This is a genomic window from Pantoea sp. ABR1s (genome assembly GCF_057812235.1).
Map to the genome: position 1 here is coordinate 2,650,307 of NZ_CM173823.1, position 24,808 is coordinate 2,675,114.

A 24,808-nucleotide genomic window follows, 5' to 3' on the forward strand; every position below is an offset into this window, starting at 1 on the left:
GACGCTATGCCGAAAAGTATTATTGTTCCGCCAGGCACCACCACCCCCATCGCCCCGTTCGTTCCCGGCACGCTGGCGGATGGTGTGGTCTATGTCTCGGGTACGCTGCCGTTTGATGCTGACAACAACGTGGTGCATGTGGGTGATGCCGCAGCGCAGACCCGCCACGTGCTGGAAACCATTAAAAAGGTGATTGAGACCGCCGGTGGCAGCATGACCGATGTGACGTTTAATTCGATTTTTATCACCGACTGGTCGAACTACGCCGCGGTGAATCAGGTTTATGCCGAGTTCTTTCCCGGCGAAAAACCGGCGCGCTTCTGTATTCAGTGCGGTCTGGTCAAGCCTGATGCGCTGATTGAGATCGCCAGCGTGGCGCACATCGGCAAAGCGGAGGTCTGATGCAGCTGGATATTCTGGGTCTGCAAAATCCCGATGCACCGACACTGGTGCTCTCATCCGGTCTGGGCGGCGTGGCGGGTTTCTGGCAGCCGCAGCTGGCCGCGCTAACGGCACGCTATCGGGTGGTGACCTATGACCAGCGCGGCACCGGTCGCAGCGCTGACAGCCTGCCGGAAGGCTACAGCATGGCGATGATGGCGGCGGAACTGGCCGCCGCGCTGGCGCAGCACGGCATCCTGCGCTTCAGCCTGATCGGTCACGCGCTGGGCGGTCTGATGGGGATGCAGCTGGCGCTGGATTATCCGGAACGGATCGAACGGATCGCGGTGATCAATGGCTGGCTGACGCTGCATCCCCATACCCGTCGTTGCTTTCAGGTACGTCAGGACCTGCTGCTCAACGTCGGCGTCGAGGCATTTGTCCGCGCTCAGCCGCTGTTTCTCTATCCTGCGGAGTGGATGGCACAGCATCAGACACGGCTGGATCAGGAAGATAGCCATCACGTCGCACATTTTCAGGGGATGGAAAATCTGATGCGGCGGCTGCACGCCCTGATGAGCGCCGACTTCAGCGCGCGGGCTGCTGCCATTCCACAACCGGTACTGGTGATCGCCAGCCAGGACGATCTGCTGGTGCCGTGGAGCTGCTCAACTGAGCTGGCCGCGGCCCTGCCCAATGCGACTGAACGGATGATGGCCTGGGGCGGCCACGCCATGAGCGTCACCGCCCCCGAAAACTTTAATGCCCTGCTGCTGCAGTGGCTGGATCAGACTGATGACGTGCAGCCGCTGCAGCGCGTCGTCGGATAACCTTTTCGCGGAGAACACGATGAGCCTGGATACCCTTACCCCTGCCGTTGAGAAAACTGAGTTTCGTAATGCGATGTCGCGGCTGGGTGCTGCGGTCAACATCATCACCACTGAAGGCCCGGCCGGACGCGCAGGCTTTACGGCCTCGGCGGTGTGCAGCGTCACGGATTCGCCGCCGACGCTGCTGGTCTGCCTTAACCGCTCTGCCTCGGTTTACCCGGTGTTCCGCGAAAATATGCAGCTCTGCGTCAATACGCTGGCGGCGGGCCATGAAACGCTCTCCAATCTGTTCGGCGGCAAAACGCCCATGGCTGATCGTTTTATTGCCGCTGAGTGGTCAACGGCCGTGACCGGCTCGCCGGTGCTGAGCGGCGCCGTCGCGTCCTTTGACTGTCGCATTACTCAGATTGTCAGCGTCGGTACGCATGACACGCTGTTCTGCGAAGTCGTGGGGTTAGTGCGCAATGATGACACCCACGGTCTGGCGTGGTTTGACCGGGGATACCATCCCCTGTTGCGGCAGGATGCCTGTTAACGCTTCCCTGAATCCCACCGGCATTCATAACGCTCTGGAGTAGACGATGGCACGATCCTGGTTTCCGCAATGGCAAAAGAAGTCGGCATTAATAGAAAACGGTATTATCGCCCCGGATGAGACCCTGCCTCTGGGGCAGACGCTGGTGCTGGGTTTACAGCATGCGGTAGCGATGTTTGGCGCAACGGTGCTGATGCCCCTGCTGATGGGGCTGGATCCCAATCTGGCCATTCTGGTCTCGGGTATAGGCACGCTGCTGTTCTTCTTTATCACCGGCGGTCGGGTGCCCAGCTATCTCGGGTCGAGCGCTGCCTTTGTCGGCGTGGTCATTGCGGTAACCGGCTTCAGTGGTCAGGGGCTGAATCCCAATCTCAGCGTGGCGCTGGGCGGCGTGATCGCCTGCGGCCTGCTCTACACGCTGATTGGTCTGGTGGTGATGAAGTCCGGCACGCGCTGGATTGAAAATCTGATGCCGCCGGTCGTGACCGGTGCGGTGGTGATGGCTATCGGGCTGAATCTGGCCCCGATTGCGGTTCACAGCGTCTCCGCCTCGTCATTCGACAGCTGGGTTGCGGTGATGACCGTACTCTGCATTGGTCTGGTAGCGGTATTTACCCACGGGATGATTCAGCGACTGCTGATTCTGGTCGGCCTGATTCTGGCCTGGGCGATCTATGCACTGCTGACCAACGGTCTGGGGCTGGGTAAGCCGGTCGATTTTACCCTGCTGTCACAGGCCGCCTGGTTTGGCCTGCCGCACACCACCGCTCCCACCTTTGATCTGCAGGCGATGGTGCTTATCGCCCCGGTGGCGATCATTCTGGTGGCTGAAAACCTCGGGCATCTGAAAGCGGTGGCGGGCATGACCGGACGCAATCTCGATCCTTACATGGGACGCGCTTTTGTTGGCGATGGCCTGGCCACCATGCTCTCCGGCTCGATCGGCGGCAGTGGCGTCACCACCTATGCCGAAAATATCGGGGTCATGGCGGTGACCAAAGTCTACTCTACGCTGGCGTTTGTCGCCGCGGCGGTCATCGCCATCCTCGCCGGTTTCTCGCCGAAGTTTGGTGCGCTGATCCACACTATTCCGGCCCCGGTGATTGGCGGCGCATCCATTGTAGTGTTCGGGCTGATTGCGGTAGCGGGTGCCCGCATCTGGGTACAGAACCATGTTGATTTAGGCCAGAACAGTAACCTGATCATGGTGGCGACCACACTGGTGCTCGGCGCCGGGGATTTCGCGCTGAAAATCGGTTCTTTCACGCTGGGGGGTATCGGTACCGCCACCTTTGGCGCGATTATCCTCAATGCGATTCTGCGCCGACGCAGTGCGGCTAAGCAGGACAAGCCCCTGGCGCGACAGCAGGGTTAGCGACCTACTCCAGCGGTGTGGCAGCAGGCTGCACCGCTTTTTTTCGTTTCAGCCGCAGCTCACTGACGATCACCCCGCAGACGATCAGCGCGCCGCCCAGCAACGCCAGCGCAGGCAGGCGCTCACCCGCAATACGCCCCACGACGCCGGCCCAGACTGGTTCCCCGGCATAAATCACCGTAGCGCGGGTCGGCGAAACGCTGCGTTGCGCCCAGTTCATGGTGACCTGAATCAGGGCGCTGGCCGCACCCAGCCCCAGCGCGCTGAGCAGCAGCGGCGTTGAGATGGCAGGCACCGTTTCCCCATTGGGGATCATCAGACCAAAGGCGCACAGCGACGCCACCGCCAGCTGGATCAGGGTCACACGGCGCACATCGACCTTACCGGCATAGCGGCTGATTAAGATGATCTCGGCGGCGATCGCCAGGGTACTGATCAGCGTCGCTATTTCACCTGCATTCAGAGTGATGCGACCATCCTGCGGCCCGGCCACCAGCAGCAGGCCGGTAAACGCCAGTACAATCCCCAGCCACGACATCAATCCCGGCGGACGGCGCAGAAACAGCCATTGCAGCAACGGCACGACAGGGACATAGAGCGCGGTGAGAAAGGCGGACTGACTGCTGGAGATGGTCTGCATTCCCCACGTCTGAAGACCATAGCCCCCGGCGATCGACAGGCCAATCAGCGCACCCGCTTTCACCTCCAGCCAGGTCATGCCTGCCAGATAGCGGCGGAAAAAGAGCGCCAGCAGCAGCGCGGCGGTGGCAAAACGCAGGCCGACAAAGAAAAACGGGCCGGAGTGCTGCATCGCACGATGCACCACCAGAAAGGTGCCGCCCCAGATCATGGTGATGAAAAGTAATACCAGCTCCTGCCGCGTCAGGCGCAGGGTTAAACCGCGGAGTGTGTCCGACATAATTCACCTGATGATGTGTCCGGACAATATTGTGGGGAGAGCGAGGGGGAAAAGCAACGACGTTAACCGCCGGTCTCAACCGGCGGCAGTGTGGGGTTATGCGTCCGGTTTTTTAGGGCTGCTGCGTCCCCCTTTCTCCCCGGCGCGCGCGGCGCGCTGCGGATCGTTTTTAAAATTACCGCCGCTGTTTTTTCCCCCTTTACGTCCCGCTTCTGCGGCACGTTCACGGTTTTCAGCAAAATTTCCAGAACCCCCACGATGTGTTGTCATGATTTGCTCCTGTCGCGTAGTGCGATAATTAAGAATTAAAAACAGAGGGCTGACGGCCCGAAACGCGAGCTCAGCCCATGTTTAAATAATAGCCAGATTATCCTTTCACTCGTCCGCCAGTCACATTTAGCAACAGAGTAATCACCAGAAATTTGGCTAAACAACGAACACTCTGCCGACTTACAACCGATTAGCTGCTGATTTATTGCCCGACTCCTCCGTTCCGGCTTCGGCATCGCCTGCGTAAAACGAAAGCTCTTCTATACTTTTTCTGGACGTCAAAACCATCTGGAGAGATCAATGGCTAAGATTCTGGTGCTCTACTATTCGATGTACGGACATATCGAAACAATGGCGAACGCGGTTGCAGAAGGCGCTCGTCGGGTTCCCGGCGCGGAAGTGGATATCCTGCGGGTACCAGAAACGATGGAGGCCGATCGCTTTGCACAGGTGGGTGGCAAAACCGATCAGCAGGCGGCAGAAGCCACGCCTGAGGTGCTGCCGCACTATGACGCGATTATCGTCGGTACTCCGACCCGCTTCGGCAACATGGCCGGACAGATGCGGACATTCTGGGATCGCACCGGCGGACTCTGGGCGTCAGGCGCGCTGTTTGGCAAGGTTGCCAGCGTCTTTACCTCAACCGGCACCGGCGGCGGACAGGAACAGACCATCACGTCTGTCTGGACCACCCTGGCGCATCACGGCATGGTGATTGTGCCAATCGGCTACGGAACCAAAGAGTTGTTCGATATTTCACAGGTTCGCGGTGGAACGCCTTATGGAGCCACCACCCTGGCGGGCGGCGATGGTTCGCGTCAGCCTACCGAAGCGGAACTGAATATCGCCCGTTTTCAGGGCGAACATGTTGCCGGACTGACCGTCAAACTGCAGGACTGATTTAATCAAAGGAGAAAAGTATGTCTACTGAACAATCGAAAGCACATCACGTTGGCGAATGGGCAAGTCTGCGTCATACCTCCCCTGAAATTGCCGAGGCCATTTTCGAAGTGGCTAACTACGATGAAAAACTGGCAGAAGAGATCTGGCGTCAGCAAGGCAGTGATGACGTGCTGATTCGCGCCTTTGAAAAAACCGATAAAGATCTTCTGACCTGGGATGACAAGCCCGTAGAACGTAAGAACGTCTGAATCAGGGGCGGGACTTTCCCGCCCTCAATTTTTAGCTCACCAAGGAGTACGCTATGTCTTCCTATCAAAGCATTAATCCCGCAAACAACCAGTTGCTGAAAAGCTGGCCATCACACGATGAAGCCGCCGTCAGCCATGCCCTCGAAGTGGCCGATCGCCTTTTCCATTCTTCATGGAGCAAAGGTGATATTCAGCCGCGTCTGCAGGTACTGAAAAAACTGGCTGACCTGATTGATAGCCGCGCGGAAGAACTGGCCACCATCGCCAGTAAAGAGATGGGTAAACTGATTGGTCAGAGCCGCGGAGAAGTGAAAATCTGCTCGCAGATTGCCCGCTACTACGCAGAGAATGCGGAACGTATTCTGCAGCCGCAGTCCTATCCCAGCGATCTGGGCGAAGCCTGGGTTGAGTATCACCCGATTGGCGTTTTAGTCGCCGTCGAGCCGTGGAACTTCCCTTACTATCAGCTGATGCGCGTGCTGGCACCTAATCTGGCGCTGGGTAACCCGGTGCTGGCAAAACATGCCAATATCGTGCCGCACTGTGCCGATGTCTTTGAGAAGCTGGTTCGTGAAGCGGGTGCGCCTGAAGGGGCCTGGACTAACCTGTTCATCTCCACCGATCAGGTCGCCGATCTGATTGCTGACGACCGGGTGCAGGGTGTCGCCCTGACCGGATCCGAGCGCGCGGGCAGCGCCGTGGCTGAGCAGGCCGGTAAGCATCTTAAGAAATCGACGCTGGAGCTGGGTGGCAATGACGTGTTTGTGGTGCTGGATGATGCCGATCTTGATGAAGCGGTACGTCAGGGCGTGCAGGCTCGCCTCAGCAACTGCGGACAGGTCTGTACCGCCGCAAAACGTTTTATTCTGCATGAGAAGATTGCCGATCGCTTTATCAACCAGTTCAGCGCTGCACTGAGTTCCGCTACGCTGGGCGATCCGCTGGATGAGAAGACTACGCTTGGCCCGCTCTCCTCCGCTGACGCGCGTGACCGTCTGGTGAAACAGGTAGACGAAGCCGTCGCCAATGGCGCAAAACTGGTTACAGGCGGCAAAGCCGTCGAAGGTGCAGGTTGCTATTATCAGCCAACCATTCTCACTGGCATTACCCCGGATAATCCCGCCTATTATCAGGAGTTCTTCGGTCCGGTCGCGCAGGTTTATGTCATAGGTGACGATCAGGCGGCTGTGGCGCTGGCGAACGACTCTCACTATGGTCTGGGCGGCTCGGTCTGGACACGCGATATTGCACGGGGTCGTAAACTGGCCTCTGCCATTGAAACCGGCATGGTGTTTATCAACTCTCAGAGCGACACCTCAGCGGAACTGCCCTTTGGTGGCGTGAAACGTTCAGGTTATGGCCGTGAGCTGTCTGATCTGGGTATCAAAGAGTTTGCTAACCAGAAACTGGTGGTCGTGGCGGGTTAATCGCCTTACAGCCATAAAAAAACCCCGTCTCGACGGGGTTTTTTATTATCAGCCGGATAGCACGATTACTGTGTTGCCACAGCTGCTGACTTTGATTCGTCGTTGTGCGCTGTTGCAGGCGTGTTCGAGGCGTTAGCCTGGTCAGCCGCACCTTTATCGGCACTGGCTGATTTCGCTGCCGCGTTGTCCGCTTTCGCTTTCGCTTTCTCAGCGTCGGCTTTATCCGCTGCTGCCTTGTCTGCTTTTGCCTTCTCAGCGGCGGCTTTATCCGCTGCTGCCTTGTCCGCTTTTGCCTTCTCAGCCGCAGCTTTATCGGCTGCTGCCTTGTCTGCTTTTGCTTTTTCAGCGGCGGCTTTATCCGCTTCAGACTTCTCAGCGGCAGCTTTATCGGCGTCAGCCTTCTCTTTCGCCGCGGTCGCTTTATCCGCTTCAGCCTTATCAGCAGCAGCGTCATTCGTCGCTGCGGCTTTCGCACTGTCGTCGTCAGACTGGGCTGCCGGTTGTGGTGCCGCCGCTGGCTGCATTGGCGTGCCCTGCAGCGCAGCATTCAGCACCTGAGAGAACTGATCCCAGCTGCAATAGCCGTTTGCATCGGTCTCACAACCCGCCAGCTGCAGCGTAACGCGCTTCGGTGGGTTCTTCAGGCTCAGCACGTCTGCGTTGCGCAGCTGATCGGCGCTCTGATAGACATACTCAACTTTGAGCAGGTCTTTATCATTTTTGGCATCATGCCAGCGTTCGAAAACAACCTGACCGCCAATCGGCGTTTTTTCGAAGGTATCAGGCAGTTCATAAGGCTTGACCTGCAACGCGCTCAGCAGCGAGGCGATGTTTGAGTCATGGCCTACCATCAGCGTAATTTTTGGCGCGTTGGCTTTGTCCTGGTCCACTAACTGACTGCGGATGTAGTCCACCAGCGGTGCCGCCACTTCACGGGAAATGTCCGGGCTGGTAAACAGCGCATCCTGGTAACCATTTTTAATCGCTGACAGCTCTTTCCACTGCTCAGGCGTTTTGATCTGACCCCATGCAACCTGATCCAGCGGGAAACCTTCGTAATATTGCAGCGTGAACGCATCCATCAGGGAATTCCCCGTTTTCAGCGGGCCACTGACATTCGGTTCTTTACCATTTTCAGCGCTGAAGGTGTTCTGACCACTGCTGAGATCGCACTGCTTTTTATTGTTGCAGGCAGGCGATGCTTTGTAGTCAACAATCTTTTCCAGGCGCTGGAAGGCAGGCTTCAGCGACAGTTTTTCATTCGCAGCGGCCATCTCAGCCAGCGCTTTCTTATTGAATGCTTCACTGCCATCTGTAATAACCGGATTGAAGATAGGATCCATGGAGCCCATTTCATCCTGATGAGAGACCGCGACGTCACAGCCCGGGAAGGCGCCATTAACAAAGAACTGGGCGGTGGCCACAGTGCGCTGCAGGCTGTTGGCGTAAACAAAGACGTTATTGCTGTCAGGACAGCTGCCGTTCTTCACCAGGCCCTGCTGTGCCAGCCACTGACGGGTGTAGTTACCCATGTAGACTTCCAGCACACCACCTTTCGTGGTCAGCTGTCCGCCGGGAACATCCCACTGCGGCCAGCTCTTTTTGGTCGACTGCGCCAGCACGCTGCCATTATCAGCCAGCGGTGCACGCAGATTGTGACGACTTAACATCAGCACCTGTTGCAGCTGCATATCACCCTCAGCAGCAAATGCTACCGTTCCGACCGGCAATGCAGCGAGCACTGACAATGCGCAAAGACTCAGTTTCTTGATCATTGTGCCTATTCCATTCATTCAGTAAAGAAACACTCTGGCTATCAACCCATTAGCTCGCCTCAGAGCGATGTAATCAACAGTGTAACTCAGCTCGCCTCAGAAAAGCGCCAGATGTTTGCAAAAACGGTGAGTGGACTATAGCAGAGATGCACCGGAGAGATGAATGCGCAGCCACGCGTCACAGAGAGTGGCACGCTTTTTTCAGACAGGAAGAAATAACAGAGAGAGCAGAAACGAAACAGGCCAGCACTGCGTGCTGGCCTGTAAAATGTGGCGGAGGAGGAGAGATTCGAACTCTCGGATGGTTTCCCATCGGCGGTTTTCAAGACCGCTGCCTTAAGCCGCTCGGCCACCCCTCCGTTTTGAAACTGTACTGCATTGGCAAAACATCTATTTTTGCCGCTTTATTGCCCAGGGCAGATAAAGTGGCGGAGGAGGAGAGATTCGAACTCTCGGATGGTTTCCCATCGGCGGTTTTCAAGACCGCTGCCTTAAGCCGCTCGGCCACCCCTCCGCAATGACGCGCACTATAAACACCCCGTTTAGGGATGTAAAGCACCTATCTGTCTATTCGCCTGAAAAACAGCCAGATTGTGATTTTTCGGTGTCAAAATCGCCACTCTGCTCAAACAATTAGCAGTTTAGCGCGTAAAGAAGGGTAAAACGCCTTTTCCCTCTTTAATGGCCTGCGTATTCTCGGCACATATCTGGTGTTCTGCTTAAAGGAGCGCAACATGGAAAGAATTGTCACCTCATCGCAGTCCTCACTGCTGTCTACGCACAGAGTTCTGCGCAATACCTATTTTCTTCTCGGACTGACCCTGGCCTTCTCGGCCGTTACGGCTACCGCCAGCACCCTGCTGGCCCTGCCTGCGCCGGGTTTAATCCTGATGCTGGTTGGCTTCTATGGCTTAATGTTTTTAACCTACCGTCTGGCTAACAGCCCGATGGGCATTCTGGCCGCTTTTGCCTTTACCGGCTTCCTGGGTTATTGCCTGGGGCCTATCCTGAGCTCATTCTTAACCGCAGGCATGGGTGACGTGATAGCGCTGGCGCTGGGCGGCACGGCGCTGGTGTTCTTCTGCTGTTCGGCCTACGTGCTGACCACCCGTCGTGATATGTCCTTCCTCGGCGGCATGATGATGGCAGGTTTCGTTGTGTTGCTGGTTGCTGTGGTAGCCAACATCTTCCTGCAGCTGCCTGCATTGCATCTGGCCATCAGCGCCCTGTTCATTCTGTTTTCAGCCGGTGCGATTTTGTGGGAAACCAGCAACATCATTCACGGTGGCGAAACCAACTACATCCGGGCGACGGTCAGCCTCTATGTTTCGCTCTATAACATCTTTGTCAGCCTGCTGAGCCTGCTGGGGTTTGCCCGCAGTAACTAATCCGCAGTGACAGTAGCCTGTAAAACCCCGCTTCGGCGGGGTTTTTGCTTTTACTGCCCGCCAGGTTTGATAAACTGCGCCGTCATTTACTAAGAGGATGTCACGTGAATTTTAACGGTAACGAAATCGCCGTCGATGCCGAAGGCTATCTGAAGCATCCCGGCGACTGGAGTGAAGCACTGGCTGTCCACATCGCTGAGCAGGAAGGCCTGACCCTGACTGAAGCACACTGGGAAGTGGTCCATTTTGTGCGCGCCTTTTATCTGGAATATAACACCTCACCCGCCGTGCGAATGCTGGTGAAGGCGATGGCGCAGAAATATGGCGAAGAGAAAGGTAATAGCCGCTATCTGTTTCGCCTGTTCCCTGAAGGGCCGGCTAAACAGGCGACGAAAATCGCCGGCCTGCCTAAACCGGCGAAATGTCTGTAATTAACCGGTCGTAAAATCGCGGGGCGGCTCTGCGGGCTGGTGCGGCTCCACCAGCACCTTTTCAACGCGCGCGCTGCGTGGCCCGCCCGCTTTAAGCCAGGCGATCAGCGCATCGACCTGCTCCGCCTCACCCCAGGCCAGCACCTCGACACTGCCGTCATCCAGATTTCGCGCATAGCCCAGTACGCCCAGCGTCCTGGCTTCTGCCTGAGTACTGTAACGAAACCCGACGCCCTGGACGCGGCCATGAACCCATGCTTTAAAACAGGCTGCTGACATTATTCTCTCCTGCTGCTGTTCGTTGCAATTTCCCGTTATCCACCGGACAATGGCGCCTCATTTTTTCAGGTAAGCATAGCAAACTATGACAGTCAGATTGATTCTCGCAAAGGGACGTGAAAAGTCCCTGCTCCGTCGCCATCCATGGGTCTTTTCAGGTGCCGTTGCGCGTCTGGAAGGTAAAGCGCAACTGGGTGAAACCATTGACGTTTGTGACAGCAACGGTAAATGGCTGGCTCGCGCCGCTTATTCACCCGAGTCGCAGATCCGCGCCCGCGTCTGGAGCTGGCAGGCCGATGAATCCATCGATATCGCCTTCTTTGTCCGCCGTTTTGAACAGGCACAGCAGTGGCGCGAATGGCTGGCGGCCCGCGATGGTCTGGACAGCTATCGCCTGATCGCTGGTGAATCTGATGGTTTACCGGGCGTTACCATCGACCGCTTTGGCAACTTTTTAGTGATGCAACTGCTCTCGGCAGGCGCAGAATATCAGCGTGCAGCGATCATCACCGCCCTGCAGCACTGTTTCCCTGGCTGCGCCATCTATGACCGTTCGGACGTCGCCGTTCGTAAGAAAGAGGGTCTGGCGCTGACGCAGGGCACCGTTACCGGTGAACTGCCGCCGCCGCTGCTGCCGATTACTGAACATGGCATGAAACTGCTGGTGGATATCCAGGGCGGTCACAAAACCGGCTATTACCTTGATCAGCGTGACAGCCGTCTCGCCACGCGTCGTTACGCACAGGATGCCCGCGTCCTTAACTGCTTCTCTTACACCGGCGGATTCGCGGTTTCTGCGCTGATGGGTGGCTGTAAAGAAGTGATCAGCGTGGATACCTCACAGGAGGCGCTGGACGTTGCCCGTCAGAACGTTGAACTGAATGAGCTGGATCTCTCACGCGCGCAATTTGAGCGTGATGATGTTTTCAAACTGCTGCGCCGTTATCGTGACAGTGGCGAGAAATTTGATCTGATTATTATGGATCCGCCAAAGTTCGTCGAAAACAAAAGCCAGTTGATGGGCGCCTGTCGCGGCTATAAAGACATTAATATGCTCGCCATTCAGTTACTGAATTCGGGCGGCGTATTAATGACCTTCTCCTGCTCCGGTCTGATGGCCACCGATCTGTTCCAGAAGATCATCGCCGATGCCGCGCTGGATGCGGGCCGTGAAGTGCAGTTTATTGAGCAGTTCCGCCAGGCCGCAGATCATCCGGTGATCGCCAGCTATCCGGAAGGTCTCTACCTGAAAGGTTTCGCCTGCCGCGTCATGTGACTTGAAAAAACGGCTCCTGCCCCCATATTGGTAAGAGAGCTTTTTTTTCGGAGGTCACAATGATTGCCAGTAAATTTGGTATTGGTCAGCAGGTTCGTCATCGTTTGTCCGGCGTACTGGGCGTTATCGTCGATGTCGATCCTGAATACTCGTTAGATGAGCCTAAAATTGAAGATGTTGGCGCGGAAGAGAAAATGCGCACCGCGCCCTGGTATCATGTGGTGATGGAAGATGAGGAAGGCGATCAGGTACATACCTACGTTGCTGAGATTCAGCTTTCCGGCGAAACCAGCATTGAACACCCTGAGCAGCCTTCAATGGATGAGCTGGCAGCATCGGTGCGTCAGCAGTTACAGGCACCTCATCTGCGACATTAATCCGTGGCGGCACGCTCTGCCGCCACACTCATTATTTCTGACGCGTTATTCCCAGACGCGGAATTTCAATCTTCGGGCAGCGATCCATAATCACCGTCATGCCCGCATCTTGCGCCAGTACCGCCGCCTGCTCATTAATCACACCCAGCTGCAGCCATAATGTTTTTGCCCCCACGGCGATAGCCTCCTGGGCCACGCCCCACGCGGCTTCAGAATTGCGAAAGACATCCACCATATCAATCTTGCCCGGTACATCCGCCAGGCTGGCATACCCCTGCTGCCCCAGCAGCGTTTTCCCTGCCAGTTTCGGGCTGACCGGGATCACCTCATATCCCTGGTCGAGCAGATATTTCATCACACCGTAACTGGGACGTTCGGGGCGATCGCTTGCTCCGACTAAGGCGATACGTTGGGTGCGCGTCAGCACCTCACGAATTGTCTGATCGTTCATGTTTATCTCCTTTCAGGCCAGTGTTGAGTGTAGATTGGCGTGCCCTTTAGCGGGTAAGTCCTCAGCGAAATTAATTGAACCCGCGCACGAATAAATATGTTTAAATGTAAATTAACTGCCATAATGTAAGAATTTGCTACACACCATCCTTTGTGTCTTCAGTTACCGGAGTTGAAATGAAGCTGTCGCTGGCTGTTACGGGGTTAATTACCCTCCTCGTTTCGGCGTCCTGTTCTGCCATCACATTAAAGCTCGATCCTCAGATCGATTTGCTGGTGCTGGATGGTCGAAAAATTTCAGGCTCCCTCCTCAAAGGCGCAGACAGCCTGGAGCTGGACCGCGGTCAGCATCAGTTTCTGTTTCGGGTAGAGCAGCAGCGCAAAGGTCAGAATGAGAACGTCATCGCTTATCAGTCGGTACCGATGATCGTCACGTTCACCGCGGTTGCCAAAACCATTACCATTCAGTTGCCTGCGCTGGAGACAAAACGCGAGCGTTATCATTTTGACCGCAGCCTGAACTTTCAGCTGGTGGATGAAAAAGGCATGGAGATTACCAGCGTGCGCGACCACCTGCCGGTCACTACATCCGCAGATATGGAAAAAGCGATGCTGAATTATAATCGCACCCGCCAGATTGCCTCTGTGCCGCGGTTTGCAAATACCCCTTCTGCAACGCCCTCTTCCGTCCGGCTTACCGCCGATCTGGACTGGACTACTCAGGCCGAACTGCCCTCGCTGCACCGCTGGTTTCACCGCTTCGATGAAGCCACGCGTCAGCAGCTTCTGACGCTGGTCAAAATGCTACGTACGAGTTGATAGAGTCGAAAGGCCAGAGGTACACTCATGCTCTCTCTTCTTGCGCATGGGCCTTACCAGGACGCCTTTATGGAACAGACTGTTCGTACCCTCGGCACCACAAAACATATCGCGCTGGTCGCCCACGACCACTGCAAAGCTGCCCTGCTTGACTGGGTGAAACAAAACCAGCCCGCGCTGGAATCGCACATCCTCTATGCTACCGGCACTACCGGGAAGCTGATCAATCGCGATACGGGCCTGAATGTGACAGCCATGCTGAGCGGCCCGATGGGCGGCGATCAGCAGGTGGGTGCGCTGATTTCGGAAGGAAAGATCGATGCACTGATTTTTTTCTGGGATCCACTCAACGCAGTGCCGCACGATCCGGATGTCAAAGCGCTGCTGCGTCTGGCTACCGTATGGAATATCCCGGTAGCCACTAACCGCTCCACGGCTGACTTTATCATTCAGTCGCCACTGTTTGCGCAAAGCGTTGAGATTATGATCCCCGACTATCAGCGCTATCTGGCCGATCGTCTGAAGTAACTCAGGCTTTACGCAACACCGGCACACCCAGCTCGCGGAAGTGATCGACAAACGGTGACGGGGCTGCCTTATCGAACATCAGAAAAACCTGCTGACGCGCACGCGTCAGTGCCACATAGGCCAGACGGCGCTCTTCTGCATCAGGGAACGCTTCTGGCTGCGGTAATAAGCCCTGTTCAATAATCGATTCGCGCGCCTCTGCCGGGAAGCCCTCTTTACCCTGCTGTAATCCCAGCAGAATGACGTAATCTGCCTGCTGACCTTTGCTGGCATGAATCGTCATAAATTCCAGATTGAGCTTTGGCCAGCGGGTTCTGGCTTTATCCAGTAAATCCGGTCGCAGATAGTGATAACGCGCCAGCAGCAGAATTCGCTCATCAGGCTTCGCGTAACCGCTGAGTTTGTTCAGCAAGGCTTCCAGCTGATCCTGCGCCAGCAGCGAAATCGACTTTTTATTGCCTTTGGTAATGCTGTTCAGCGGTTTTGCCAGCTGCTGCGGATTTTGTTGTATAAACCGGTTAGCAATGTCGCCGATGCGGTCGTTGAAACGGTAGGTTGTGTCCAGTACGCAGCGGTCTCCTTCACCAAAATAGTGATGGAATGCCGTCGTCAGCGTCATCTCCGCCCCACTAAAGCGGTAGATGGCCTGCCAGTCATCGCCAACAGCAAACAGTGCAGTACGCTTATTCTGCTGGCGTAATGCGCTCAGCAACGCGGCACGCTGAGGCGAGATATCCTGGAATTCATCCACCAGAATGTGTTTCCACGGACTGATAAACCGTCCTTTTTCCAGAATGGCAATCGCCTGGTGAATCAGACCCGAGAAATCGACCGCGCCCTCCTCTTTTAATGCGCTCTTCCACGCTTTCAGCAACGGTGCCATCAGTTTAATGCGCTTACTGAAGAGATCGCGGATCTCTTCGGGCACGTCGGCGATCATCGCTGCCTGCGCGCCGCCATGCATGCGCATCAGACCAAGCCAGCGCTCCAGCCGTGACGCCAGCCGGTTTGCCAGCCTGTCGTCCTCCCAGAATGGCCCCTCGGGCAACTCCCACTCCAGTTCATCACGCAGCCACTGACGCCAGCCGTTTGCCTGCGCCTTCTTCTCATGGCACTGCTGCCGCCACTGCTGGATCAGCAGCGTGCGACGCGCATCGGCATCACTCTCAAGTTTGCTGATAACCGGCTGCTTATTACTGCCTTCACGAATAATATGCAGCGCCAGAGAATGGAAAGTCCGCGCCTGGATGTCAGCGGCGGAGAGCCGCGACTGGATACGTGCGTTCATCTCTTCAGCCGCCTGGCGGCCAAATGCCAGTAACAGGATTTGATCGGCGCTGGCCAGCTTGCGCTGCATTAACCAGCCTGCACGAGCCACCAGCACCGAGGTTTTACCGCTGCCCGCGCCTGCCAGCACCAGCAGAGAATTCTCGCCATTAACAACCGCCTCACATTGCGACTGATTGAGTGGCGTGCTCTCGACGCTGGCAAAGAAATCCTGATAGCGGGTCAGCATGGCGGCCGTCCAGTCGCGGTTTCGCTGCCGCAACGCCGTTTCGCCCTGCTCCAGCCAGCGCTGACAGAATTGCCAGTTATCCCGGCAGTCAGCAAAATCTTTTAAGCGGGAGAGCGGCATCGGCAACGCATCGAACTGTTTGAGGATGTTGGTTTTCAGCGCCTGCAACTCGTGGCGGTTCAGCCAGCGATCCTGCGCGCCAAACGCCTCGATTTCGTCGCGTAGCGCCTGCAGCACCTCGCGGCACACTGCGCTCATCTCCAGACTCCAGCTCTGCCAGGCCTGCAGCAGATAGTGGTGAAAGCGCTGCGTTTCCTGCCATTCCGTGCCATGCAGGCGGACCACTTTTTCATCGGCCAGCAAAAACTCCAGCTCGCCCCACACCAGCCCGCGCTTGCAGGCGATATCCAGTAACTGGTTAAAGGGGATCAGATACTCATGCTTATCGCCGCTGACTTCGACGCCTGCCGCCATTAAACGGACACGATTATAGGGATGCTGGGCAAGCCGTTTGCCCATCGAGGTTGCTTTCAGTTCCACGCCGACACCAACGTCAGAGAATAGGATTAGGGGGAGTTTACCTGTCAGACCCTTAGCGCTCCAGCCTTAAAACAGGCTAAACTTGGCGTCACATCTTGCGGAATGCAAAAGGAAAAGAAGATCATGCGCACCGTTTTAAATATTCTTAATTTTGTTCTGGGCGGTTTTTTCACCACCCTGAGCTGGCTGTTTGCCACGTTAATTAGCATCGTGCTGATTTTTACCCTGCCGCTGACCCGCTCCTGCTGGGAAATCACCAAACTCTCGCTGCTGCCATTTGGCAACGAGGCGGTGCATGTTGATGTGCTGCGTCCGGAAAGTAAGAGTCATATTCTGAATACCGGCGGCACCTTTCTGAATATCTTCTGGCTGATTTTCTTTGGCTGGTGGCTCTGCCTTTCGCACATCTCCGTGGGGATTGTGCAGTGCATCAGTATCATCGGTATTCCGGTAGGGATTGCGAACTTTAAGATCGCCGCTATCGCGCTCTGGCCGGTTGGCCGCAGGGTGGTATCAGTGGAAGAGGCGCGCGCCGCGCGCGAAGCCAATGCCCGCCGCTATTAATATGATGTCGGATGCCGTGCCAGGCTGGCGCAAATATCTGTTTAACAGTACGTGGCGCTATCTGCTGCGGATCCTGTTTGCACTGAGTGGCTGCGCCGCCATTCCCTGGTGGCTGCATCAGATTGAGTGGACGATCCCTCTGACGCTGGGAGTGGTCGCTGCTGCGCTGGCCGATCTCGATGATCGCCTGGCCGGTCGCCTGAAGAATCTGCTGATTACCCTGCTCTGCTTCTGCATCGCCTCGGTTTCAGTCGAGTTACTGTTTCCCTATCCATTCGCCTTTATTATCGGGCTGGCAATCTCGACCTGGGGCTTTATTCTGCTGGGCGCCCTTGGCCAGCGCTACGCAACTATCGCCTTTGGTGCTCTGCTGATTGCGGTCTATACCATGCTCGGCATCGGACTGTTCAGCCAGTGGTATATGCAGCCGATGCTGCTGCTGGTTGGCGCGTTGTGGTACAACCTGCTGACATTACTGGGCCATCTGATGTTTCCGGTCCGGCCGGTGCAGGAGCAACTGGCCGGGAGTTTTTCACAACTGGCGCGTTACCTTGATGCCAAAGCGAATCTTTTTGATCCCGACGCGGGCGATCAGGATGATGCCGCGTTTATCGATGCGGCGATGGTCAACAGCCAGTTAGTGGCGCAACTTAATCTGACCAAGACCACACTGCAGAGTCGCCTGCGCGGCGATCGCGGGTCGCGCGGCACCCGCCGTAGTCTGCACTACTACTTTGTGGCGCAGGATATTCATGAACGGGCCAGCTCTTCCCATCTGCAATATCATCTGCTGCGGGGCGACTGGCGCTACAACGAAATTCTGTTTCGCTTTCAGCGCCTGCTGAATATGCAGGCTCAGGCCTGTCGCCAGCTGGCACATTGCATTCTGATGCGTCAAAGGTGGGTGCATGACAGCCGTTTTGAGCGTGCATTTGAACGATTACAGAAAGCGATAGAACGTCTGGAGCAGCATGATCCTGACGCTACGCATACCCGTGCTCTTTTCTGGCTGCTGCGCAACCTGCGCGCCATCGACGCACAGCTTGCTTCGATCGAATCAGAACAGACGCTGGCCGGTGAAGATCCTCAGCACAGTGACAATCTGCTGTCACGCGAAGGATTGAGTGGCTGGAGTGATATCCGGCTGCGCTTCAGCCGCCACCTCTCTCCCGAATCGGCGCTGTTCCGGCATGCGGTTCGCATGTCTGTGGTGCTCTGTATTGGATATGGTTTTATTCAGGTAACCGGGCTGGAGCGGGGATACTGGATTTTGCTGACCAGCCTGTTTGTCTGCCAGCCCAACTACAATGCAACGCAGCGACGGCTGGCCTTGCGCATCGGCGGAACGCTGGCGGGGATTGCGATTGGTCTGCCCGTTTTATGGCTGGTGCCTTCGATTGAAGGTCAGTTAATCCTGATAGTAATCACGGGCGTACTGTTCTTCGCTTTCAGGCAGGTGCAGTATGCACAGGCCACGCTGTTTATCACTCTGCTGGTGCTGCTCTGCTTTAACCTGCTGGGTGAAGGGTTTGAAGTTGCCCTGCCGCGGGTAGTGGATACCTTACTGGGCTGTGGCCTGGCCTGGCTGGCTGTCGCGTTTATCTGGCCTGACTGGCGCTTTCGTCAGTTACCTGCCGTGGCAGAACGAACGCTGAAAGCGAATTGCCGCTATCTGGACGCGATCATGGAGCAATATCATCAGGGCAAAGATAACCGTCTCGCCTATCGCATTGCACGGCGTGATGCGCATAACGCGGATGCTGAACTGGCGTCGGTGGTCTCAAACATGAGCAGTGAAAGTCGCACCAGCCAGAAGCTGCGCGATTCGGCTTTTCAGCTGCTTTGCTCCAACCATTCGTTTCTGAGTTACATTTCTGCGCTGGGCGCTCACCGCGATAAAATTACCGCACCCGAACTGCTGACATTGCTGGATGATACGGTTTGCTATGTGGAGGATGTGCTGCAGACGGAAGTTGTCAGCGATGAGCACGTAGAAACGATGCGCCATCAACTGGCTCAGCGAATCAGCCAGCTGGCCGCAGATGCGGATACGCGTGCGCCGCTGGTGCTCCAGCAACTCGGTCTGCTGGTGGCATTAATGCCCGATGTGGCTCGCCTGCGCCGCACGCTAATCACTGATTAGCCTTCGCCGTTTCTGAGATTGGGGTTTGATAAAAGCGTGCGCTGGAACCACGCATTCAGCTCCGCCCGTGTCGCCTGCGGCAGCGCAGCGGCATGGTGGCCCGTGATGGCCCCCTGCAGCGCAAGTAATGTCTGGAACCCAACGTGCTGGTTGATCGCTTTAAGCTTCAGCCAGCACTGTTTAGCCCCCATCTGGTAGAGATGATTGACGCTCATGACGCCCGCCTCGTACAGCATCATCTCCATACGTACGCTGAGATTTGGCAGATCTTTTAACCGCGGTGAGGATTGTCGGTCCTGCAACTCCAGCTGCGCCGTTTCTAAAGAGGCAGCAGAGAGCGCCAGCAGATGGTCAGGGTCGCGCCACAACGCCTCATCGACCCGAAAGTAATTGAGACTCACCAGCTTGCCCCGCTTGCGAAAAATCAGGGGTTGCAGCGGACGATCTGTAAGGTATTCCCGCAAAGGTTCACTGGCACGCAGATAGAGTTCGTCTTTATTAATTAAGGCAAAAACCACACTTTCTACAGCCAGGGCATAGCCTCCGAACTGGGTGCGCGACTCTATTGTTCCTAATGGGGCCAGGCGCGCTCTGGAGCGCTCTACAACCGGATTCACCTTTTTCATTGCACCACCTCCATGTAAGAAATATATCGTAAATTACCTTGGGTATCAGGTAATTAGAAGATAAAAAAAAGCGTCAACGGGTTCAATGAATAAATAGCGTTTCAACTAATCTTGTCGCGATTTTGCGAGGCGTTTTCAGAAATTTGGGTTGATCTTTATCCAGGATGACAGTACTGTATATTCATACAGTCCACTGCTGGTGATTAACTTATGCGAACACAACATCCTAATAATTCACGCTATGCTCATCATTATGCGTCCTCTTCCGTTCCGGCCTCTCAGGGCGGTGGAATTACTGAGTTACGCTACAGCGAACAGCCCGGTATGATGCAGATGTTGCTGTTGCCTTTATTGCAGCAGCTGAGTCAGCAATCACGCTGGCAGTTGTGGTTAACACCGGCATATAAACTGAATCGCACCTGGCTGCAGGAATCAGGATTACCACTGGATAAAAGTATGCATATCGCCGATTCTGAACGTCTGAATGCGGTTGAAGCGATGGTTAAAGCATTGCGTACAGGAAATTACAGTGTCGTTCTGGCATGGATTCCTTACGATCTTGACGAAGATGAACGACGTCAACTTGAAAATGCGGCGGCAGAGGGTGAAGCGTTAGGATTGATTTTGCGTGCAAGCGGGACATCAGAAGCGCCTCTCAGACCGCAAACTGCGATAAAAATTCAGTCGGATTTGTTTCATTAAGTAAAAATCAGAAGTTTCCCAAGCTATTTTTCTTATCTGTCGCAGCTAAACCACTGATTCTGTTAGTTCGAGCGTTGACAATGGTTTAGCAAGTTTTTAGGGCTTTTTGCCGCGACGATAAGACCAGCCTAATTGTTAGAAATTGTGTATAAATCGCTGTTTTTTTACATAAGCGCCTCACATCATACTTGTAAGTTTCCAATCTCGTTGTAGACTTTAGCTCGCCAGGGTGCTCAATAACCTCCGTTTTTTGCGGTAGAGTCATAAGCGAGCGTTTTGACCCGGCGAAGGATTTAAACCAAGAGCAACCTTTTTGCTCATTGCCTATTTGGATGATAACGAGGCGCAAAATGAAAAAGACAGCTATCGCAATTGCAGTGGCACTGGCTGGCTTCGCTACCGTAGCGCAGGCCGCTCCGAAAGATGACACCTGGTACACCGGTGCTAAACTGGGCTGGTCTCAGTATCACGACACTGGTTACTACGGTAACGGTTACGAAAACAATGACGGTCCAACTCATGAAAGCCAGCTGGGTGCAGGTGCATTCGTTGGTTACCAGGCAAATCCATACCTGGGCTTCGAGCTGGGCTATGACTGGCTGGGTCGCATGCCTAACAAAGGCAACGTGACTAACGGCGCATTCAAAGCACAGGGCGTTCAGCTGGCTGCTAAACTGAGCTACCCAATCTATGACGATCTGGACGTGTATACTCGTCTGGGCGGCATGGTATGGCGTGCAGACTCAACGCAGACTAACCCAACTACTGGCCGCATCAGCGACCACGACACCGGCGTATCTCCGCTGGCTGCTGTTGGTGTTGAATATGCGCTGACCAAAAACTGGGCTACCCGTCTGGATTACCAGTGGGTTAACAACATCGGTGATGCACAGACCGTTGGTACTCGTCCAGACAACGGCATGCTGAGCGTAGGCGTTTCATACCGCTTCGGTCAGGATGACGTCGCTGCTCCGGCGCCAGCTCCGGCTCCAGCACCAGCTCCAGTTGTTGAAACCAAGCGTTTCACTCTGAAGTCTGACGTTCTGTTCACCTTCAACAAATCTACCCTGAAGCCAGAAGGCCAGCAGGCTCTGGATCAGCTGTACAGCCAGCTGAGCTCAATGGATCCTAAAGATGGTTCCGTTGTCGTACTGGGCTTCACCGATCGCATCGGTTCAGAGCAGTACAACCAGAAACTGTCTGAGAAACGTGCTCAGTCAGTCGTAGATTACCTGGTATCTAAAGGTATTCCTTCTAACAAGATCTCTGCACGTGGCATGGGTGAATCTAACCCAGTTACCGGCAACACCTGTGACAGCGTGAAAGGCCGTAATGCCCTGATCGACTGCCTGGCGCCGGACCGTCGTGTAGAAATCGACGTTAAAGGTATCAAAGACGTTGTAACTCAGCCACAGGCTTAAGTTTATACGTAATAAAAAACCCCGCTAAGGCGGGGTTTTTTTATGCCGTTAATAAAACCGGACTGAGATATGAAGGCTCTGATTGCCCTGCCCGATTATTCGCTCTCTGAACCGGAGTTACCCAGAATCGCCTGCAAATCCTGCTTCAGGCTCGACATCTGAGTGGCATATTTCTCTTTACGTTCTGCATCTTCTATCAGCTGAACAATCGTTTCAGAGAGCGTGCAGCCGCGCCGCTGTGCCAGACCTGCCAGTCGCTGCCAGACCAGATACTCCAGGTCTATCGATTTTTTTCGCGTATGCTGATGTTCAGCGTTGAAATGGCGTTTTCGTCGGGCACGGATGGTCTGCTTCAGTCGGTTATCCAGATCAGCGTGAATATGTTCTGCGATCCATTCATTCACTGTAACCGGATTATTTTCCATTGCCAGCAGCTTATCCACTGCTGCCTGCGCCGCGCTTAACTCAAGGTGACGCGTGATCAGTTCACCTTCCCGATGTTTTTTCACCAGGTATTTCCACTTCCATCCACATTCAAGATTTTCGAGTTGCTGGTATTTCATCGGAATCTCATCGTGATCACGTAACGAACTAAGAATAACAGCTTTTTTCCCGGATGCAGCAACGAAAAACATGCTGTCACCATCACATCTTCAACAGGAAGTCTGCAGTGCTTAACAAGGGTGAATCCTGTATAATCTCGCTTTTCTTAAAACAGACAAATGCGATTATTTTGACCAGCACTCAACTTACGTGGCAGACCTTACAGCCAGATAGCGCGCAATACCAATCCGTTTTCTCCCGAATTGCTGATGAAGAAACTGATGCTCTGGCAACGGTACAGCCCCGGTTGCTGAATGCACTGGCGCATTTACACCATCAGACGCAGGGGTTCCCGTTACTGCTGGTTCGTAGCCAGGAGAATCGCGATTATCTGACATTCATTGCCCAGGCCGCAGAGCGGGTCATGGTCGACAGTACCACTCTATTCGGCGGTGATTACCATATCATGGCCGACAACGTCACGCTCCAGCCCCCCTCCGATCCTCAACGCCCGTTCACCAGTCAGGGTGGTATTCACTTTGCTGAATGGATTGAGATGGAGCAGTTGTTTGGCTGCGTGCGCCAGTATAAAGATCGCATCCAGCTGGAACCGGGCCTGATCCATCGTGCTAATGGCGGCACGCTGCTGCTTTCACTGCGTAGCCTGATGACGCAGCCGATTCTCTGGTTGCGCCTGAAAAAGTGTATTGAGCAGGGCTATGTTGAGTGGACATCTCAGGATGAACGCCGGCCGCTGCCAGTCTCGATTCCTCCTTTGCCCCTCAATCTGAAACTGGTCCTGTGTGGCGATCGGGAAGCGCTGGCAGAATTTCAGGAGCTGGATCCCGAAGCTCACGAAATGGCCATCTATACTGAATTTGAAGAGAATATTCAGATTCTGGATGAAGATGACATGCTTGCCTGGTGTCGCTGGAACATCGAACTGGCGCAACAGGCGGGTCTGCCCATGCCGGAAGCAGACTTCTGGCCAGAACTGATCAAAGAAGGCGTCCGCTACAGCGGCGATCAGGAGACGCTGCCACTCTGCCCCCGCTGGCTACAACGCCAGATGCGCGAATCGGCCCTGATGGGCGATGAACTGAATGCTGAAGCGCTGCGTGATGCGCTGGAAGCGCGTTTGTGGCGCGAGAATTATCTTAATGAGCGGATGCGTGACGAGATCCTGCTGCGACAGATTCTGATTGAAACCGAAGGCGAAGTGGTTGGTCAGATTAATGGCCTGTCGGTCGTTGAATATCCTGGCCACCCCCGTGCCTGGGGCGATCCATCGCGTATTACCTGCGTGGTACATCCCGGCGATGGCGAATTCATGGATATCGAGCGTAAAGCGGAGCTGGGCGGTAATATTCATGCCAAAGGCATGATGATTATGCAGGCTTACCTGATTGCCGAACTGGAACTCGATCAGCAACTGCCCTTCTCGGCCTCAATGGTCTTTGAGCAATCTTACTCCGAGGTGGATGGTGACAGTGCTTCACTGGCTGAACTCTGTGCCTTAATCAGCGCGCTGGCTAATCAGCCCATCAATCAGCAAATTGCGGTGACCGGCTCGGTTGATCAGTTTGGCAACGTACAACCGGTGGGCGGATTGAATGAGAAAATCGAAGGCTTTTTTGATATCTGCCATCAGCGAGAACTGACAGGTCAGCAGGGTGTGATTATTCCCGCCAGCAATGTCCGTCATCTCAGCCTCAGCCAGGCCGTTGTCAGTGCGGTTGAACAGGGTCATTTCCATATCTGGGCAATTGACCGTGCCGATGAAGCGCTACCGCTGCTGACCGGTAAAATCTGGAGTACCGAGGATGGCCTGGGCGATTGCCTGCTGAATACCATCCAGGAACGCATTAGCCTGTTCAACCAGCCGGACGGTCCGCAACGTCCCTGGGCACTGCGCTGGCTTAACTGGTTCAACCACCGTTAATCCGATTTGCTCAGCGTACAACTGTTCGCTAATATTCATGATTCACTAAAACAAGGCTTATTGAAAACATGGTAGATAAACGCGAATCCTATACCAAAGAAGATCTGATTCTGTCAGGTCGTGGTGAACTGTTTGGCGAAAATGGTCCGCCGCTTCCATCCGGCAACATGCTGATGATGGACCGCGTGGTCAAAATGACCGAAGACGGCGGCAAATATGACAAAGGCTTTGTTGAAGCGGAGCTGGATATCAATCCTGATCTCTGGTTCTTCGGCTGTCACTTTATTGGCGATCCGGTGATGCCGGGTTGTCTGGGCCTTGATGCCATGTGGCAGCTGGTTGGTTTCTATCTGGGCTGGCTGGGCGGCGAAGGTAAAGGTCGTGCGCTGGGCGTGGGTGAAGTGAAATTCACCGGTCAGGTCCTGCCAGATGCGAAGAAAGTGACTTACCGCATTCACTTCAAACGCGTTATTAACCGCAAACTGGTTATGGGTGTGGCAGATGGTGAAGTGCTGGTTGACGGTAATCTGATCTATACCGCCAGCGATCTTAAAGTCGGCCTGTTTAAAGATACCGCCGCTTTCTAAGTGTTTCCCCCGG

27 protein-coding genes and 2 tRNA genes are annotated in these 24,808 nt (G+C 55.0%); 19 read left to right on the forward strand and 10 right to left on the reverse strand.

Annotated elements, in window-relative coordinates; all coding sequences use genetic code 11:
• Positions 1 to 6 precede the first annotated feature (6 nt).
• Genes rutC through rutG form a run of 4 tightly spaced genes read left to right on the forward strand, consistent with a single transcriptional unit; the run spans position 7 to position 3,121 of the window.
• Positions 7 to 402, forward strand: a complete 396-nt coding sequence (gene rutC / locus ACXKZD_RS12495; RefSeq protein WP_033766884.1) for a pyrimidine utilization protein C — start codon at positions 7 to 9, stop codon at positions 400 to 402.
• Positions 402 to 1,211 carry a pyrimidine utilization protein D gene (gene rutD / locus ACXKZD_RS12500; protein ID WP_488981643.1) on the forward strand — a complete coding sequence of 270 codons (810 nt, stop codon included), beginning with the start codon at positions 402 to 404 and terminating at the stop codon, positions 1,209 to 1,211. The genes rutC and rutD overlap by 1 nt, the downstream gene beginning before the upstream one ends.
• Before the next feature lie 19 nt (positions 1,212 to 1,230).
• A complete protein-coding gene (rutF, locus tag ACXKZD_RS12505; RefSeq protein ID WP_029518970.1) occupies positions 1,231 to 1,746 on the forward strand; it encodes an NADH-dependent FMN reductase RutF in 516 nt (171 codons plus the stop codon).
• A 46-nt stretch (positions 1,747 to 1,792) separates the two neighbouring features.
• Positions 1,793 to 3,121: a pyrimidine utilization transport protein G gene (gene rutG, locus ACXKZD_RS12510; protein WP_488981644.1), complete on the forward strand. Its 1,329-nt coding sequence runs from the start codon at positions 1,793 to 1,795 to the stop codon at positions 3,119 to 3,121.
• Positions 3,122 to 3,125: 4 nt separating this feature from the next.
• Here rutG and ACXKZD_RS12515 read toward each other — a convergent pair whose 3' ends face one another.
• Positions 3,126 to 4,040, reverse strand: coding sequence for a DMT family transporter (locus tag ACXKZD_RS12515; protein ID WP_010669796.1), 915 nt, complete (start codon positions 4,038 to 4,040; stop codon positions 3,126 to 3,128).
• A 96-nt stretch (positions 4,041 to 4,136) separates the two neighbouring features.
• Positions 4,137 to 4,310, reverse strand: a complete 174-nt coding sequence (locus ACXKZD_RS12520) for a con-10 family general stress protein (protein WP_010246636.1) — start codon at positions 4,308 to 4,310, stop codon at positions 4,137 to 4,139.
• A 300-nt stretch (positions 4,311 to 4,610) separates the two neighbouring features.
• On the opposite strand from ACXKZD_RS12520, the gene wrbA reads away from it, so the two are divergent.
• From wrbA to ACXKZD_RS12535, 3 genes are read left to right on the forward strand one after another with little or no spacing between them, the layout of a single operon-like run.
• Positions 4,611 to 5,210, forward strand: coding sequence for an NAD(P)H:quinone oxidoreductase (wrbA, locus tag ACXKZD_RS12525; protein WP_022625914.1), 600 nt, complete (start codon positions 4,611 to 4,613; stop codon positions 5,208 to 5,210).
• A 20-nt stretch (positions 5,211 to 5,230) separates the two neighbouring features.
• A complete protein-coding gene (locus ACXKZD_RS12530; protein WP_010669794.1) occupies positions 5,231 to 5,461 on the forward strand; it encodes a YccJ family protein in 231 nt (76 codons plus the stop codon).
• A gap of 53 nt (positions 5,462 to 5,514) precedes the next feature.
• Positions 5,515 to 6,888 (forward strand): NAD-dependent succinate-semialdehyde dehydrogenase, encoded by a 1,374-nt coding sequence (locus tag ACXKZD_RS12535; RefSeq protein ID WP_167422831.1) that lies wholly within the window; start codon positions 5,515 to 5,517, stop codon positions 6,886 to 6,888.
• Positions 6,889 to 6,953: 65 nt separating this feature from the next.
• On the opposite strand, the gene agp is transcribed toward ACXKZD_RS12535, so the two are convergent.
• The 3 genes from agp to ACXKZD_RS12550 form a co-directional block, all read right to left on the reverse strand.
• Positions 6,954 to 8,663, reverse strand: a complete 1,710-nt coding sequence (gene agp, locus ACXKZD_RS12540) for a bifunctional glucose-1-phosphatase/inositol phosphatase (protein ID WP_424996068.1) — start codon at positions 8,661 to 8,663, stop codon at positions 6,954 to 6,956.
• Positions 8,664 to 8,934: 271 nt separating this feature from the next.
• Positions 8,935 to 9,022: transfer RNA gene (locus ACXKZD_RS12545), tRNA-Ser, on the reverse strand.
• Between the two features lie 67 nt (positions 9,023 to 9,089).
• Positions 9,090 to 9,177: transfer RNA gene (locus ACXKZD_RS12550), tRNA-Ser, on the reverse strand.
• Positions 9,178 to 9,397: 220 nt separating this feature from the next.
• On the opposite strand from ACXKZD_RS12550, the gene yccA reads away from it, so the two are divergent.
• Both yccA and ACXKZD_RS12560 read left to right on the forward strand, forming a co-directional pair.
• Entirely contained in the window at positions 9,398 to 10,051 is a 654-nt protein-coding gene (gene yccA / locus ACXKZD_RS12555; RefSeq protein WP_003850014.1) for an FtsH protease modulator YccA, read from the forward strand.
• A 104-nt stretch (positions 10,052 to 10,155) separates the two neighbouring features.
• The gene (locus ACXKZD_RS12560) at positions 10,156 to 10,482 is read left to right on the forward strand and encodes a TusE/DsrC/DsvC family sulfur relay protein (RefSeq protein ID WP_010669791.1); all 327 of its coding nucleotides are present in this window, start codon (positions 10,156 to 10,158) and stop codon (positions 10,480 to 10,482) included.
• Here ACXKZD_RS12560 and yccX read toward each other — a convergent pair whose 3' ends face one another.
• Positions 10,483 to 10,761, reverse strand: a complete 279-nt coding sequence (gene yccX, locus ACXKZD_RS12565) for an acylphosphatase (protein ID WP_010246647.1) — start codon at positions 10,759 to 10,761, stop codon at positions 10,483 to 10,485.
• 85 nt (positions 10,762 to 10,846) lie between these two features.
• Between yccX and rlmI the strand changes: the two genes are divergently transcribed.
• On the forward strand, positions 10,847 to 12,037 hold the full coding sequence (gene rlmI, locus ACXKZD_RS12570; RefSeq protein WP_033779460.1) for a 23S rRNA (cytosine(1962)-C(5))-methyltransferase RlmI: 1,191 nt from the start codon (positions 10,847 to 10,849) through the stop codon (positions 12,035 to 12,037).
• Positions 12,038 to 12,096: 59 nt separating this feature from the next.
• Positions 12,097 to 12,414, forward strand: coding sequence for a heat shock protein HspQ (gene hspQ / locus ACXKZD_RS12575; protein WP_010246651.1), 318 nt, complete (start codon positions 12,097 to 12,099; stop codon positions 12,412 to 12,414).
• Positions 12,415 to 12,445: 31 nt separating this feature from the next.
• Here the strand turns inward: hspQ and ACXKZD_RS12580 are convergent, their stop codons facing one another.
• Positions 12,446 to 12,865 carry a CoA-binding protein gene (locus tag ACXKZD_RS12580; RefSeq protein WP_010669789.1) on the reverse strand — a complete coding sequence of 140 codons (420 nt, stop codon included), beginning with the start codon at positions 12,863 to 12,865 and terminating at the stop codon, positions 12,446 to 12,448.
• A 176-nt stretch (positions 12,866 to 13,041) separates the two neighbouring features.
• Between ACXKZD_RS12580 and ACXKZD_RS12585 the strand changes: the two genes are divergently transcribed.
• The gene (locus ACXKZD_RS12585; protein ID WP_010246655.1) at positions 13,042 to 13,683 is read left to right on the forward strand and encodes a YccT family protein; all 642 of its coding nucleotides are present in this window, start codon (positions 13,042 to 13,044) and stop codon (positions 13,681 to 13,683) included.
• A 69-nt stretch (positions 13,684 to 13,752) separates the two neighbouring features.
• A complete protein-coding gene (mgsA, locus tag ACXKZD_RS12590; protein ID WP_488981645.1) occupies positions 13,753 to 14,211 on the forward strand; it encodes a methylglyoxal synthase in 459 nt (152 codons plus the stop codon).
• Position 14,212: 1 nt separating this feature from the next.
• On the opposite strand, the gene helD is transcribed toward mgsA, so the two are convergent.
• Positions 14,213 to 16,267, reverse strand: coding sequence for a DNA helicase IV (gene helD / locus ACXKZD_RS12595; RefSeq protein WP_182500402.1), 2,055 nt, complete (start codon positions 16,265 to 16,267; stop codon positions 14,213 to 14,215).
• 123 nt (positions 16,268 to 16,390) lie between these two features.
• Between helD and ACXKZD_RS12600 the strand changes: the two genes are divergently transcribed.
• Positions 16,391 to 16,831, forward strand: coding sequence for a YccF domain-containing protein (locus ACXKZD_RS12600; RefSeq protein ID WP_010669786.1), 441 nt, complete (start codon positions 16,391 to 16,393; stop codon positions 16,829 to 16,831).
• Complete coding sequence (gene yccS / locus ACXKZD_RS12605) at positions 16,815 to 18,974, forward strand: YccS family putative transporter (RefSeq protein WP_187494374.1); 2,160 nt, start codon at positions 16,815 to 16,817, stop codon at positions 18,972 to 18,974. Before ACXKZD_RS12600 ends, yccS begins: the two co-directional genes overlap by 17 nt.
• On the opposite strand, the gene ACXKZD_RS12610 is transcribed toward yccS, so the two are convergent.
• Positions 18,971 to 19,600: a TfoX/Sxy family DNA transformation protein gene (locus ACXKZD_RS12610; RefSeq protein WP_010669784.1), complete on the reverse strand. Its 630-nt coding sequence runs from the start codon at positions 19,598 to 19,600 to the stop codon at positions 18,971 to 18,973. The genes yccS and ACXKZD_RS12610 overlap by 4 nt on opposite strands.
• A gap of 210 nt (positions 19,601 to 19,810) precedes the next feature.
• On the opposite strand from ACXKZD_RS12610, the gene sulA reads away from it, so the two are divergent.
• A complete protein-coding gene (sulA, locus tag ACXKZD_RS12615) occupies positions 19,811 to 20,302 on the forward strand; it encodes an SOS-induced cell division inhibitor SulA (RefSeq protein ID WP_010255031.1) in 492 nt (163 codons plus the stop codon).
• A 350-nt stretch (positions 20,303 to 20,652) separates the two neighbouring features.
• Positions 20,653 to 21,723, forward strand: coding sequence for a porin OmpA (ompA, locus tag ACXKZD_RS12620; RefSeq protein WP_010255028.1), 1,071 nt, complete (start codon positions 20,653 to 20,655; stop codon positions 21,721 to 21,723).
• Between the two features lie 95 nt (positions 21,724 to 21,818).
• Here the strand turns inward: ompA and matP are convergent, their stop codons facing one another.
• Entirely contained in the window at positions 21,819 to 22,286 is a 468-nt protein-coding gene (gene matP, locus ACXKZD_RS12625) for a macrodomain Ter protein MatP (RefSeq protein WP_138919647.1), read from the reverse strand.
• A 53-nt stretch (positions 22,287 to 22,339) separates the two neighbouring features.
• Between matP and ACXKZD_RS12630 the strand changes: the two genes are divergently transcribed.
• Positions 22,340 to 24,208, forward strand: a complete 1,869-nt coding sequence (locus ACXKZD_RS12630) for an AAA family ATPase (protein WP_052061741.1) — start codon at positions 22,340 to 22,342, stop codon at positions 24,206 to 24,208.
• A 68-nt stretch (positions 24,209 to 24,276) separates the two neighbouring features.
• Positions 24,277 to 24,795 (forward strand): bifunctional 3-hydroxydecanoyl-ACP dehydratase/trans-2-decenoyl-ACP isomerase, encoded by a 519-nt coding sequence (gene fabA / locus ACXKZD_RS12635; protein WP_009091047.1) that lies wholly within the window; start codon positions 24,277 to 24,279, stop codon positions 24,793 to 24,795.
• Positions 24,796 to 24,808: the final 13 nt, after the last annotated feature.